The organism is Kitasatospora sp. NPDC059599 (assembly GCF_042735125.1).
In the GTDB taxonomy this organism is placed as follows: Bacteria; Actinomycetota; Actinomycetes; order Streptomycetales; family Streptomycetaceae; genus Kitasatospora.
The window spans coordinates 1-13,305 of the sequence record NZ_JBHWCL010000214.1 but is presented as its reverse complement, the minus strand read 5'-3'; the positions used below and the strand labels follow the sequence as shown (position 1 = coordinate 13,305).

Annotated in this window: 15 protein-coding genes; 9 read left to right on the top strand and 6 right to left on the bottom strand. The window is 74.6% G+C overall.

Going from position 1 to position 13,305, the window contains the following annotated elements:
• Positions 1-195: 195 nt before the first annotated feature.
• From ACFV04_RS41045 to ACFV04_RS41020, 6 genes are all read left to right on the top strand, one after another.
• The gene (locus ACFV04_RS41045; RefSeq protein WP_380536185.1) at positions 196-930 is read left to right on the top strand and encodes an alpha/beta fold hydrolase; all 735 of its coding nucleotides are present in this window, start codon (positions 196-198) and stop codon (positions 928-930) included.
• Positions 931-1,108: 178 nt separating this feature from the next.
• Positions 1,109-1,564, top strand: a complete 456-nt coding sequence (locus ACFV04_RS41040; RefSeq protein WP_380536184.1) for an OsmC family protein — start codon at positions 1,109-1,111, stop codon at positions 1,562-1,564.
• A complete protein-coding gene (locus ACFV04_RS41035; protein WP_380536182.1) occupies positions 1,561-3,003 on the top strand; it encodes a dihydrolipoyl dehydrogenase family protein in 1,443 nt (480 codons plus the stop codon). The genes ACFV04_RS41040 and ACFV04_RS41035 overlap by 4 nt, the downstream gene beginning before the upstream one ends.
• A 149-nt stretch (positions 3,004-3,152) precedes the next feature.
• Positions 3,153-4,247: a WD40/YVTN/BNR-like repeat-containing protein gene (locus ACFV04_RS41030; protein ID WP_380348686.1), complete on the top strand. Its 1,095-nt coding sequence runs from the start codon at positions 3,153-3,155 to the stop codon at positions 4,245-4,247.
• Positions 4,248-4,430: 183 nt separating this feature from the next.
• Complete coding sequence (locus ACFV04_RS41025; protein ID WP_380536180.1) at positions 4,431-5,180, top strand: GNAT family N-acetyltransferase; 750 nt, start codon at positions 4,431-4,433, stop codon at positions 5,178-5,180.
• Positions 5,181-5,458: 278 nt separating this feature from the next.
• Entirely contained in the window at positions 5,459-6,493 is a 1,035-nt protein-coding gene (locus ACFV04_RS41020; RefSeq protein WP_380348682.1) for a LacI family DNA-binding transcriptional regulator, read from the top strand.
• Between the two features lie 70 nt (positions 6,494-6,563).
• On the opposite strand, the gene ACFV04_RS41015 is transcribed toward ACFV04_RS41020, so the two are convergent.
• The 4 genes from ACFV04_RS41015 to ACFV04_RS41000 form a co-directional block, all read right to left on the bottom strand.
• A complete protein-coding gene (locus tag ACFV04_RS41015) occupies positions 6,564-6,848 on the bottom strand; it encodes a hypothetical protein (RefSeq protein WP_380536178.1) in 285 nt (94 codons plus the stop codon).
• A 54-nt stretch (positions 6,849-6,902) separates the two neighbouring features.
• Positions 6,903-7,601: an endonuclease/exonuclease/phosphatase family protein gene (locus ACFV04_RS41010; RefSeq protein WP_380536176.1), complete on the bottom strand. Its 699-nt coding sequence runs from the start codon at positions 7,599-7,601 to the stop codon at positions 6,903-6,905.
• Positions 7,602-7,840: 239 nt separating this feature from the next.
• Entirely contained in the window at positions 7,841-8,359 is a 519-nt protein-coding gene (locus ACFV04_RS41005; protein WP_380348680.1) for a GNAT family N-acetyltransferase, read from the bottom strand.
• A gap of 60 nt (positions 8,360-8,419) precedes the next feature.
• Positions 8,420-8,881, bottom strand: coding sequence for a molybdopterin-dependent oxidoreductase (locus tag ACFV04_RS41000; protein WP_380348678.1), 462 nt, complete (start codon positions 8,879-8,881; stop codon positions 8,420-8,422).
• Between the two features lie 360 nt (positions 8,882-9,241).
• On the opposite strand from ACFV04_RS41000, the gene ACFV04_RS40995 reads away from it, so the two are divergent.
• Complete coding sequence (locus tag ACFV04_RS40995) at positions 9,242-9,613, top strand: YciI family protein (protein ID WP_360259742.1); 372 nt, start codon at positions 9,242-9,244, stop codon at positions 9,611-9,613.
• A 172-nt stretch (positions 9,614-9,785) separates the two neighbouring features.
• Positions 9,786-11,060, top strand: a complete 1,275-nt coding sequence (locus ACFV04_RS40990; RefSeq protein ID WP_380536187.1) for an RNA polymerase sigma factor — start codon at positions 9,786-9,788, stop codon at positions 11,058-11,060.
• Here ACFV04_RS40990 and ACFV04_RS40985 read toward each other — a convergent pair.
• Positions 11,057-11,524 carry a MarR family winged helix-turn-helix transcriptional regulator gene (locus ACFV04_RS40985; RefSeq protein ID WP_380348733.1) on the bottom strand — a complete coding sequence of 156 codons (468 nt, stop codon included), beginning with the start codon at positions 11,522-11,524 and terminating at the stop codon, positions 11,057-11,059. The two genes, ACFV04_RS40990 and ACFV04_RS40985, sit on opposite strands and share 4 nt — an antisense overlap.
• Positions 11,525-11,673: 149 nt before the next feature.
• Here ACFV04_RS40985 and ACFV04_RS40980 point away from each other — a divergent pair, with 149 nt between their 5' ends.
• Complete coding sequence (locus tag ACFV04_RS40980; RefSeq protein ID WP_380536173.1) at positions 11,674-12,456, top strand: dioxygenase; 783 nt, start codon at positions 11,674-11,676, stop codon at positions 12,454-12,456.
• A gap of 63 nt (positions 12,457-12,519) precedes the next feature.
• On the opposite strand, the gene ACFV04_RS40975 is transcribed toward ACFV04_RS40980, so the two are convergent.
• Entirely contained in the window at positions 12,520-13,167 is a 648-nt protein-coding gene (locus tag ACFV04_RS40975; RefSeq protein WP_380348674.1) for an NAD(P)-dependent oxidoreductase, read from the bottom strand.
• Positions 13,168-13,305: the final 138 nt, after the last annotated feature.

Below are 13,305 nucleotides of genomic sequence, written 5' to 3'. Positions count from 1 at the left end.
TCCCCGGGCCCTCGCCGTGTACCCCGCTCGCCGTGCTCCGCCACTCGCTGTGCTCCGCCGCTTGCTGTGCTCCGCCGCTTGCTGTGCTCCGCAGCTCGCCGGGGACACACCGACGGGAAATCCGCTGACCACCGTGCGCCTCCGCTCCTAGAGTCGTCGGTGACAGCAGCCCCACCGACGAAGGAGCGATCCGCCATGAGCACGTTCGTACTGGTTCCCGGGTTCTGGCTCGGCGCCTGGGCCTGGGACGAGGTGGCCGCGCCGCTGCGCGCCGCCGGGCACCGGGTCTTCCCGGTGAGTCTGCCCGGGCTGGCCGAACGGGCCGGCGAGAGCGGCGACTTCGGCCTGGAGGACCACATCGCCGACCTGGCCGACCTGCTGGTCCGCGAGGACCTGTGGGAGGTCGTGCCGGTCGCCCACAGCGGTGCCTGCGCCGCGGTGGGCGGGCTCGCGGACCGGATGCCCGAACGGATCCGCCGGGTGGTGTACCTGGACAGCGGCCCGTTGCTCGACGGCTCCGCGGTCTGCGACCTCTGGCAGCCCGACTACCGGCAGACGGCCGACGCCTCGGTGGCGGACGGCCGGCTCCCGATGCCGTCGTGGGAGTACCTGAGCGCCCACGGCGCCGCTGCGGAGGGCATGGACGAGGCCACCCTGGCCCGGGTCCGTTCCCTCGCCACCCCGCACCCCGCCCGGGTGTACCGGGACGCACTGCGGCTGACCGGCGCGGGCGCCGCGCTGCCGCAGGCGCTGGTGTCCTGCTCGTTCCCGCTCTCCCAGGTCCGCGAGCTGATCGCGGCCGGCCACCCGTACTTCGCCGCGATGGCGGGGTCGAACTGGGAGCTGCGCGAGCTGCCGACCGGGCACTGGCCGATGTTCTCCCGCCCGGCCGACACGGCGGCGGTGCTCGCGGAGCTCGCCGCGCTCTGAGCCCGCCCGGCCCGGGTCGCCCCCGCCCGGCCCCGTCCTGCCTGCGCACGCCCCGGGGGTGTCCCGTGCGCGCACCGCTGTGTCCCCTGCGCGTCCTGCGCGTGTCCGTCCGTCGCGCCCGCGGGCCCGGCCCGGCAGGATGGGCCCCACGTCGTACCCGAGCGGAGAGCGAGGCCCCGTGAGCGAACAGACCGGCCGTACCGAACCGCCCGCCGCCGGGCCCGAGTTCAGGCGGGTCACCTCGGCCGTGGTCACCGGCAGCGCCGCCGACGCGCCCTTCCGCGTGGACGTCAGGGCCGGCACCCACCCGCTGACCTCCGACGAGCCGGTGCGCCGGGGCGGCTCGGACAGAGGGCCGGAGCCGTTCGCGCTCCTGCTCGCCTCGCTCGGCTCCTGCACCGCGATCACCCTGCGGATGTACGCCGAACGCAAGAAGTGGCCGCTGGAGGGGGTCCGGGTCAGGCTCGGGTACGAGACGGACGGCAGCCGGGGCCGGATCTCCCGCCGGGTCGCCCTGACCGGCGGCCTGGACGGGGACCAGCGCGCCCGGCTGCTCGACATCTGCGAACGCACGCCCGTCACCCTCGCCCTGCGGGCCGGGGTGGCCATCGACACGACGGAGGACCGGGCATGACCAGCACCGCCGAGGAGTACGACGTCATCGTCCTGGGGGCCGGCCCGACCGGCGAGAACGTGGCGGACCGGACGATGGCCGCCGGGCTGCGCACGGTGATCGTGGAGGCCGAACTGGTCGGCGGCGAGTGCTCGTACTGGGCCTGCATGCCGAGCAAGGCCCTGCTGCGCCCGGTGGCCGCGCTGGCCGACGCCCGCGCGGTGGCCGGCTCCCGGGAGGCGGTCGGCGGCGGGCGGCTGGACGCGGCCGCGGTGCTGGCCCGCCGGGACTCCTTCGCCTCGCACTGGAACGACGACGGCCAGGTGCGATGGCTGCGGGACACCGGCATCGAACTGGTCCGCGGCCACGGCCGGCTGGCCGGGGACCGGGCGGTGACGGTGGAGGCCGAGGACGGCAGCGAGCGGGTGCTCACCGCCCGGCACGCCGTCGCGGTGTGCACCGGCAGCCGTCCGGTGCTGCCCGGGCACGTGCCGGGGCTGGCCGAGGCCCACCCCTGGACCAACCGGGAGGCCACCGGCGCACCGGCCGTCCCCGGGCGGCTGGCGGTGGTCGGCGGCGGTGTGGTCGGGGTGGAGATGGCCACCGCCTGGCGGGCGCTGGGCTCCGAGGTGGTGCTGCTGGTGCGCGGGGACCGGCTGCTGCCGCGGATGGAACCGTTCGCGGGCGAGCTGGTCGCCGAGGGCCTGCGGAAGGCCGGGGTGGACGTCCGCTTCGGCACCGAGGTCACGGCGGTGGGGCGGACGGACGGCTCCGGGCCGGTGACCCTCACGCTCGGGGACGGCGGGGAGCTGACCGCCGACGAGGTGCTGTACGCGACCGGCCGGGCCCCGCGCACCGCCGACATCGGGCTTGAGCAGGTCGGGCTGAAGCCCGGCGACTGGCTGGAGGTGGACGACAGCTGCACGGTGCTCGGCGTGGACGGCGGGTGGCTGTACGCCGCCGGGGACGTCAACCACCGCGCGCTGCTCACCCACCAGGGCAAGTACCAGGCGCGGATCACGGGTGCGGCGATCGCCGCCCGCGCCCAGGGGCGCCCGCTGGACACCGCACGCTGGGGCGCGCACGCCGCGTCCGCCGACCTGGCGGGCGCGCCGCAGGTGGTGTTCACGCAACCGGAGGTCGCCGCCGTCGGCCTGACCCTGGCCGACGCCGAGCAGGCCGGGCTGCGGGTCAAGACCGTCGACCACGACCTCGGCGCCGTCGCCGGGGCCTCGCTGTACGGCGACGACTACCACGGCCGGGCCCGGGTGGTCTTCGACCTGGACCGCCAGGTACTCGTCGGCGCCTGCCTGGTCGGCCCCGGGGTGGCCGAACTGCTGCACTCGGCGACCGTCGCGGTGGTCGGCGAGGTGCCGATCGACCGGCTCTGGCACGCGGTGCCCGCGTACCCGACGATCAGCGAGGTCTGGCTGCGGCTGCTGGAGGGCTGCCGGGGGTAGCCCTCTCCCGACCCGACGGCCCTCCGGGTGAACGGACCCGCCTCCCGGGTGAACGGCGCGGCGAGATGTGACCACCGATGGACGGCGGGACACTGACAGTCGGGGGCCGTTCCCGGGGGGCCGTGCTCGTTGACCAGGTGGTGTGAGGCATGACCGAGGTGCTGTTGGCCGTCGGAACCGAGAAGGGCCTCTTTCTCGGCCGCAGCCGCGACCGGCTGACGTGGGAGTTCAGCGGGCCGCACTTCCCGATGAACGCGATCTACTCCGTCTCCGTCGACCGCCGCGAGGGCCGGACCAGAATCCTGGCCGGCGCCGACAGCAGCCACTGGGGGCCCTCGGTCTGGCGGTCCGACGACCTCGGCGCGAGCTGGCACGAGCCGGCCCGGCCGGCCATCCGCTTCCCCGAGTCGACCGGCGCCTCGCTCACCCGGGTCTGGCAGCTGCAGCCCGCCGGAGCCGAGGCCCCCGGCGTCGTCTACGCGGGCACCGAGCCCGCCGCGCTGTTCCGCTCCACCGACGGCGGCGAGACCTTCGCACTGGTCGAATCGCTCTGGGAGCACCCGCAGCGGCCCCAGTGGGGCGCGGGCTACGGAGGGCAGGGCCTGCACACCGTCCTCACCGACCCGCGCGACCCGCAGCGGCTGCTGGTCGCCGTCTCCAGCGGCGGTGTCTACCGCAGCAAGGACGGCGGCGACAGCTGGGAGCCCTCCAACACCGGGCTGCGCGCCGAGTTCTTCCCGGAGCAGAGCCAGTACCCCGAGTTCGGCCAGTGCGTGCACAAGATCGCCCCCGACCCCGTCCACCACGACCGGCTCTACCTGCAGAACCACGGCGGCGTCTACCGCAGCGACGACTGGGGCGGCAGCTGGCGCTCGATCGTCGACGGGCTGCCCGCCGAGTTCGGCTTCGCCGTCGCCGCCCACCCCCGCCGGGGCGGCACCGCCTACCTCGTCCCGCTCGGCGGCTCCGACGACCGCATCCCGCCCGGCCGCCGCTGCCGCGTCTTCCGCACCAACGACGGCGGTGACAGCTGGCAGGAGCTCGCCGACGGCCTGCCCGGCGAGGACCACTACGGCATCGTGCTGCGCGACGCCCTGCGCACCGACGACGCCGACCCGGCCGGGATCTACTTCGGCAACCGGACCGGCGACGTGTACGGCAGCCGGGACGAGGGCGAGAGCTGGTCACTGCTGCTCTCCCACCTGCCGGACGTGCTCTGCGTCCGCGCGGCGGTGGTGGCCTGAACCAGCGCCCGCCCCCGGACCGCCCGCCACACCGCCCGCCGCCGCACGCCGCCCACTGCTCTCCGATCCCTGCGCGCCGCGTCCCGCACGCCGCACGAAAACCGGTTGCCCCGCGCGCCCGGTTCTGGTGAGCATGAGCCGCCGACGAACGATCTCGTCAGAACTCGTGAAAAGGGGTGGGCCATGGCGGAGGCCGACTGGGTGGTCAGGCACGACGGCGACGGCACCCCGGTGCTGCGCTACCGGCTGGGCGAACGGGAGGGCCGGCCCTGGGCCGACCTGTTGGAGGTGCTGGACGAATCGGCGGACACCACCGGGTTCATCCGGGCCGAGCTGCCCGGCTGGGTGGTCTCCGGCAGCCCCGAACTCGGGCGGCGGCTGGTGGCGGACGGTGCGACGGTGCTGCGCCACGCGCACACCTTCCGACGGGACCTGCGCGCCGACCCCCCACCCGCCGACTGGGCCGGGGCGCCGCTGCGCGAGGGCCTGCGGGCGGTGCCCTGCGACCGTGCGCCCGGGGAACTGTTCGAGGCGTGGCGGGCCGCCTTCGCCCCCGGGCACGTCGACCACTTCCCGGGCGACGACGCCCGGGCCCTGGCCGAGCGGCTCGGACTGCTGCTCGCCGGGAAGGCCATCGGCCCGGTCCTGCCCTCCAGCGTGCTCGCCGTGGACGCCGAGGACCGCGTGGTCGCCGGGGTGGTCCTGACCGACCGCAACGGCCTGCCGTGGGTCGGCGACGTCTTCCGCCACCCACGCCGCGGCTACCGCGGCCTCGGCGCCGACCTGCTGCGCCGGGCGGTCGCGGACGCCGCCGCCCGCGGGCTCGCCGACGTGCACCTGGTGGTGACCGAGGGCAACCCGGCCCGCCGCCTGTACGAGTCGCTGGACTTCCGGCTGCGGGAGACCTCACTGACGGTGAGGGTGCCCGGCTAGCTCCGGAACCCCCGGGGCCGGGCCCGTTCACGGATGACGATCCCGCCCGGGGCCGTGAACGCCGCCGTCGGGCGCGGCGGCCGGACGGCTGTGCGGCGCGGCGGCGCGGCGGCGTCGGGCCCATCGACCTGCTCCCACGGTCGGCAACGGCACCGGAGGCCGCCCGTCCCGCCGGCGTCGGGACGGGGCCACCGGCCCCGCAAGCGGGGACGGCCGATCGGGGCCGCCGGGACCTGGCGAATCCGGCTGGTCGGAGGCGGTGTGTAGGCTCACCGGTCATGGCGAGGGTGACACGGGACGATGTGGCGCGGGCGGCGGGAACGTCCACGGCCGTGGTGAGTTATGTGATCAACGACGGGCCGCGGCCGGTGGCGCCGGCGACCCGGGCGCGGGTGCTCGCGGCGGTCGAGGAGCTCGGTTACCGGCCCAACCGGGTCGCCCAGGCGATGGCGCGGCGCCGGACCAACCTGCTCGGGATGGTCGTGCCGGACGCCCGCCAGCCGTTCTTCGCCGGGCTCGCGCACGCCGTCGAGCAGGCCGCCGCCGATCACGGCCGGCTGCTGCTGATCGGCAACTCCGACTACGCCGACGAGCGTGAGGCGCACTACATCCGCGCCTTCCTCGGGATGCAGGTGGACGGCCTGATCCTGGTCACCCAGGACCCGGCCACCCCCGGGCTGACCGGTTTCGACGTCGCCGACGGCACCCCGGTCGTCCTGCTGCACCACCGGGCGGAGACCGCCGACGGCGTCTCCGTGGTCGCGGACGACGAGGGCGGCGCCCGCGAGGTGGTCCGCCACCTGCTCGGGCACGGGCACGCCGAGGTGCACTGCTTCGGCGGCACCCGCGCGCTCAGTCCGCACGACCCGGTCAGCGGGCGGACGGCCGGCTGGGTCGCCGCCCTGGAGGAGGCCGGACTGCCGACCGAGGGACGGCTCGCCCCCGCGCCGTTCGACCGCGTCCGGGCGCACGCCGAGGCGCTCGCCCTGCTGGCCCGCCCCGACCGGCCGTCCGCCGTGTTCTGCGCGACGGACGACCAGGCGATAGGCCTGCTGCGGGCCGCGGACGACCTGGGGATCCGGGTGCCCGAGGACCTCGCGGTCGCCGGCTTCGACGACATCGCCGAGGCAGTGATCGCCGGGCCCGCGCTGACCACCGTGACCACCGCGCAGGACGAGATGGCCCGTGCCGCGCTGGAGCTCGTGCTCGGCGGGGCGGAGCACCGCGCCACCGGTACCCGGACCTTCCCGGCCCGGCTGGTGGTGCGGCGCTCCTGCGGCTGCCCGGCACCGGACCGGCCCGCCCTGGGCTGACACCGGCCCGCCCTGGGCTGACACTCGCCGGCCCCGGGCTGACACCGGCCCGCCCGGCCCCGGCCGGGCGTCAGTTCAGCCGGAACGTCGCCTCGACCGGGTAGTGGTCGCTGGGCGCGACGGTGTCGGGCTGCCCGGGGGCCCAGCCCGCCTGCGGGTCGAAGTCGACCTTCACGGCCGACATCGCGGCCGGCACCGGACGGCCCGGGGCGTTGAGGTAGCCGATGTAGTCGAGGTCGTCCCGGTAGTCCTTGGGGAAGGTCTCGACGCCCGCCATGTACTGGCACCAGGAGGAGACCGGACAGTCCATGGTGGTCCGGTTCTGGCCCGGGTCGGTGGCCGGGGTGCCGAGCACGCCGTTCAGCGCGTTCTGGGCGTTGGCGTAGTCGCCGCGGGCCTGGCCGTGGAATTACTCGACGTTGAGGTCGCCGCCGATCAGCACCGGGGCGCCGCTGCCGGCGATCCCGTCCGCCCAGGCGCGGATCTCGGCGAGCTGGCCGAGCCGGGTGGACTGGGTGGTGTCGGTGGAGACGTCCGACTCGTCGGCCTGCAGGTGGGTGCCGACCACCCAGGCGGTGCTGCCGTTCTTGGTCACCTTCACCAGCGCCGCGCCCTTGTTGGCGTGGTAGTCCCAGGTGCCGTACGTCGAGTTGCCGAAGACGTGGGCGTACTGGGCGGTGATCGGGTACTTGGAGAGGATCATCGTGCCGCCGTTGATGACGAACCACGAGGTGGAGCAGTTGCCGCTGACGCCCGTCCAGCCGCCGCCGGAGCAGGTGCCGCCGACCACCGGGGTGCGGTACGGGTAGAGGTCGGCGAGCTTGCTGTTGATGTCGGCGGTCGAGCTGTTGTTGAACTGCTCGTCCAGGATGACGACGTCGGCGTCGTGCTGACGGACGATCTGCTCGATCACCGGGGTGCGGCGGGAGGCCTGCTCGTTCTGGGTGCTGTCGACGACGGCGGTGCCGAGGTCGACGTTGAAGGCGAGGACGGACAGCGTGGTGGGGCTCGCCAGGGTGTCGGCGGTGGCGGCCGGGGCGGTGCCGCCGAGCAGCAGAGCGGCGGCGGCTGCCGAGGTAAGGGCGGTGGCCGTACGACGCGAGAGCATGGGCGTTCTCCTGGGGGATTCGTCTACCCTGCGGGGCCCGGCGCCGGGGTGACCGGCGCCGGGACTTGGCGGGGGAACGCTAGCTACCGACCGGTACGTCGGGGAGAACGCCAGGAGAGCAGTTCCGGCCGATCATGTGACCGCGAGATGTCTGTACAGCTCTGGGCGGGTGGGCGACAAGGTGTCTGTACACCCTCGCACCACCCGCGCCGCGCCGCCGGAGCCCGCGCGGACCGCCGTCAGCCGTCGAGCAGTTCGTCCGCGAGCAGGTCCATCAGAACGTTGTCGTGCCAGCTGCCGTCCGAACCGCGCTCGTACTGGCGCATCGTGCCGACCTCCCGGAAGCCGACCTTGGCGTAGCAGCGGATCGCGGCGAGGTTGTCCGCGGCCGGGTCGATCACCAGGCGGTGGTAGTGGTGCTCGTGCACCAGGTACCGGGCCATGGTGCGCACCGAGTCGGTGCCCAGGCCCAGGCCGTGCACCGTCGGATCGAGGTAGAGGTCCATCCCCGCGTGCCGGTACTCGTCGTCGTTGTTGGCGTACCACTGGATGGCGCCGACCACCTGGCCACCCAGGTCGATGGCGAAGGTCTCCGTGTCGGGCGATTCCAGGTCGTTGGCCACCTCGGCCGGCAGGTCGTCACCGCCCCGCCAGCGGGCGAACACCTCGGGCGTGCCGCGGATGGCCGCCAGGGCCGGGATGTCGTCGGTGGTGGCCGGTCGGAGCGTCACCAGCGCGCCGTGCAGAATCGTCCCCATATGGGGCATGTTGGCACGGAAACCCGGCTCCGGCGAGTGTTTTGCCGCAGGTGACGAACCCTAGGCGGTGGGGTTCGCCGGGTCACCGAGAGGGCCGAGCCAGACGGCGGTCACGGCGCTGACGTAACGGGCGCCGCAGTGGTCGTCCGGGACGACGAGTTGCGGGCCGACGGCGTCCAGCGGGGCACCGTCCATGCTGGTGGCCAGCAGGATCCGCCGGTCGCCGAAGTCCGGGTCGATCTCGGCCCAGGAGACCACCGCCCGGTGGCCGTCGGCGCCGACCACGGAGAGCAGGAAGCTCAGCCGCTGCTTGCGGCCGGAGAAGTCGATCCGGGGCCGGGCCTCGCGCAGCACGTCCAGCAGCGCCGGGCCCTCGTAGCCGTGGCGTTGCTCGCCCTCGGTCCGGCAGTCGAAGCTGACCTCGACCCGGTGGGCGGGGAGGGTGCGCAGCTGGTCGACGGTCAGCTCGGCGGGGCGGTCGAGGTGGCCGTGCAGCCGGACGGTGGGTCTGGCCGGGGTCATGGTGCTCCCTCCTCCCGGGCCGCTGCGTCGCGGCCCGGGAGAGGACTACCCGAAGGAAGGTCCGCACATTCGCAGCTGCCGGGGTGAAAGGCGGTGTTCATCCGCAGATGCGAGGCAGAACGCCCGGTCCGACCGGATTCTGCGGCCACCCCATCCGTCGTCCGCGCGTGCATACCCTTCGACCCCGGACGGCGCTCCGGGCCGGGTGCGGGCCGATGCGGGCCGGGTGCAGTCCGATGCGGGCCTGCTTCCGGAATCCGGCGGAAGATTCTTCTCGGGCGGTGTCGATCCGGCACCGGCCCGTTCGACGCAGGGGTGAGAGGCGGGGAGAGGCCCCGCCCGACCGACCGAGGAGTCACCATGCCGCGCTTCATGACACTGATCCGGATCGACGAGCAGGACCGCGCCGGATGGGAGCCGGACCCGGGGTTCGAACAGCGGATGGGGGCCCTGTTCGAGGAGATCACCAAGGCCGGTGTGATGCTGGAGACCGCCGGGCTGACCCCGACGTCCCAGGGCACCCGGCTGACCTGGCACGAGGGGAAGGTCGGCCACACCGACGGGCCGTTCACCGAGACCAAGGAGGTCATCGGCGGCTACGCCATCCTGCAGTGCAAGGACCGGGCCGAAGCCCTGGAGTGGACCCGGCGCTTCCTGCAGACCCACCCGGTGCACTGGCCGGTCGAGGCCGAGGTCCGGCAGATCGAGGAGATGCCCGAACCGCCGAAGTGACCACCGTGGCAGTGTTTGCCTCCCCCACCGCCGGCTGCTCTGATGGGTGGCCGTGACGGAGAGGGCTGAGACGAACGGCACGACGGCGAACGGCACGACGGCGGACGGCACCGCCGCAGGCTCGTCGCCGACGGCCGGTACGACCGCGGGCGGCACCCCGGCGGACCGGACCGTGGCGGCGGTGGTCGAGACGGTGTTCCGGATCGAGTCCGCCCGGATCATCGCCGGGGTGACCCGGATCGTCCGGGACGTCGGCATCGCCGAGGAACTGGCGCAGGACGCGCTGGTGGCAGCGCTGGAGCGGTGGCCGCAGGAGGGGGTCCCGGACAATCCGGGCGCCTGGCTGACGGCCACCGCCAAGCACCGGGCGATCGACCTGGTCCGCCGCCGGGAGGTCTACGCCCGCAAGCTCGCCGAGGTGGGGCGGTCGTCGGAGGACGTGCCGCCCCACGAGCCGTCCGAGCCGGACGACATCGACGACGACCTGCTGCGGCTGATCTTCACCGCCTGCCACCCGGTGCTGTCGGCGGAGGCGCGGATCGCGCTCACCCTCCGGCTGCTCGGCGGGCTGACCACCCCGGAGATCGCCCGCGCCTTCCTGGTGCCCGAGCCGACGGTGGCGCAGCGGATCGTCCGGGCGAAGCGGGCGCTGGCGAAGGCGGCGGTGCCGTTCGAGGTGCCGTACGGGGAGGACCGGGCGCAGCGGCTGTCGTCGGTGCTGGAGGTCATCTACCTGGTCTTCAACGAGGGGTACTCGGCGACCAGTGGCGGCGACCTGCTCCGCCCCCGGTTGTGCGAGGACGCGCTGCGGCTGGCCAGGGTACTGGCGGCGCTGATGCCGGCCGAACCGGAGGCGCACGGGCTGGCCGCGCTGCTGGAGTTCCAGGCCTCGCGCACGGCCGTCCGGACCGGGCCGGACGGCCGGCCGGTGCTGCTCGCGGACCAGAACCGGGCCCGCTGGGACGGGCTGCTGATCCGGCGCGGCTTCGACGCCCTCCAGCGGGCGGGCACCGGGCCGTACTCGGTGCAGGCGGCGATCGCCGCGTGCCACGCGAAGGCGCGGCGCTACGAGGACACCGACTGGGCGACGATCGCCGCGCTGTACGAGCGGCTGTCCGCGCTGTCGCCGTCCCCGGTGGTGGCGCTGAACCGGGCGGTGGCCGTGTCGATGGCCCGGGGCCCGGCGGCCGGGCTGGAGTTGGTGGACGCGCTGACGGCCGAGCCGGCGCTGCGCGGCTACCACCTGCTGCCGAGCGTGCGGGGCGATCTGCTGGCCCGGTTGGGGCGGGTGGAGGAGGCCCGGGCGGAGTTCGAACGGGCGGCGGCGCTGACCGGCAACGAGCGGGAGCGGGAGCTGCTGCGGGAGCGGGCGGCCACCCTCGCCGCGGACCGGAGCACCGGGAAGGACCCGGACACAGGGGGGACCGGGGCCGGGCCGCGGGGCTAGGGGGTTTCGTCCAGGCGCAGCCGGGCGCTGACCTCGCCGAGGCCTTCGGCGAGGACGGCCAGTTGCTCGCGGGTGAGCACGTCGATCAGCAGCTCGCGGACCAGGGCGACGTGCCCGGGTGCGGCCTGGCGCAGCATCTCCCGCCCCTGGTCGGTGAGTTCGGCGAAGACACCGCGCACGTCGCTGGGGCAGGAGCGGCGGGCGACCAGGCCCATCCGTTCCAGCTGGGTGACCTGGTAGGTCAGGCCGCTCTTGGAGGTGACCAGCTTGTCGGCGAGTTCGGTCATCCGCAGCGAGTCGCCGGGGGCGGCGGACAGGTGCACCAGGATCTCGTACTGCTGGTGGGAGAGGCCGGAGTCCTCCTTGAGCTGGCGCTCCAGCCGGCGGTTCAGCAGGTTGCTCGCGGTGACGAAGCCCCGCCAGGCGGCCATCTCGTCCGGGTCCAACCAGCGGGGTTCGTTCAGTGAGGACATGGGGCGAAGCCTACTCCTGTTGTTCAAATTCGAACGAAGGTGTACCGTCGACCGGAGTAGACGTTCAAATTTGAACTACTATCGGAATCGACCACACCACCCACCGTGAACCCTCACGATCCGGTCCCGAGGAGGACGCCATGAGCGCCGCGGCCCCCGAGCGCATGCCCGCCCTGTACCTGTCGCACGGCGCTCCGCCGCTGGCCGACGACCCGCTCTGGCCGGGCCAGCTGGCCGCCTGGTCCGCCGACCTGCCCCGGCCCGAGGCCGTGCTGATGGTCTCCGCCCACTGGGAGGAGGCCCCGCTCGCCCTCGGCGCCGTCGCCACCGTCCCGCTGGTCTACGACTTCTGGGGCTTCCCCGAGCACTACTACCGGGTCCGGTACGCCGCCCCCGGCGCGCCGGAACTCGCCGACCGCGTGCGCAAGCTGCTGCGCGCCCCCGGCACGCCCGTCCAGGACATCCCCGACCGCGGGCTCGACCACGGCGCCTACGTCCCACTGGTGGAGATGTACCCCGAGGCCGACGTCCCGGTGCTCCAGGTCTCGCTGCCCACCCTCGACCCGCAGCGGCTGCTGGAGATCGGCCGCACGCTGGCCCCGCTGCGCGACGAGGGCGTGCTGATCATCGGCAGCGGCTTCTTCACCCACAACCTGCGGGCGCTCAGCAGCGACGGCCGGATCACCTCGGTGATGGCCGAGTTCGACGACTGGGGCCGGCGCGCCCTGGAGGCCCGCGACCTGGACGCGCTGCTCGACTTCGAGCACAAGGCACCCGCCGGACGCCTCGCCCACCCGCGCACCGAGCACTTCGCCCCGCTGTTCGTCACCCTCGGCGCCGGCGAAGCCGACCTGGACAGCCAGCGCAGCGTCATCGACGGGTTCTGGATGGGGCTGGCCAAGCGCTCCGTCCAGCTGGGCTGAGCCCCTCGGCGTCGGGCGGCCCGGGCGGCCCGACGCCGACCGGCACGGGGAACAGGTCGACCGTCACAAGGAGCAGCAGGTGAAACGCTCGCCGATGTGCTCGGGCTGCTCGATCTCGTCCACCAGGGCGACCGCGTAGTCCGGCACCGAGATCCTGCTGCGCCCCTCGGCGTCGGCGAGCAACTGCTCCAGGCCGGTGCGGTAGCGGCCGGTCCGCTCACCGGGGCCGATCTCGGCGGCCGGGCTGAGCACCGTCCAGCGGAGGTCGGCGACCGTCCGGTAGTAGTCCAGCGCCGCACCGTGCGCGTGCATGATCTGCAGGATCGCCTCCGGCAGCCCCGGGGCGTCCCAGACCCGGACACCCGGGGCGGTCTCCAGGCTGCCCGCGCCGCCCACCACGACCAGCCGGGGCACCGGCCCGTCCAGCCCGCGCAGGCCCTCGACCAGGGAACGGGCCGCGGGCTCGATCAGCGCCAGGTGGCCCGGGCCGTCGCCGCCGCCGACGGCGCTCACCAGGACGTCCCGGCCGGCCGCGACCCGGGCGACGTCCGCCGGGTCCAGCACGTCCCCGCGCTCCACCGTCGCGGCCGCACCCCGGTAGCGCCCCGGGTCGCGGACCACGGCGGTGACCTCGTGGCCGCGGGACGCCGCCTCCACGACGACCGCGCCGCCGATGCTGCCGTTGGCGCCGATCACGGCGATCCTGGCCATGGGGTACCTGCCTGGTGGCTCGGTGGGGGCCGCACCTGCCGGACGGCGTCGGACAGGTCGATTATCGGGCGGATCCCCGGCGACGACCGGAGGGTTGGGCCTCCCGTGTGACGCCCCGCCGCCGGCGTGCCCGAACGG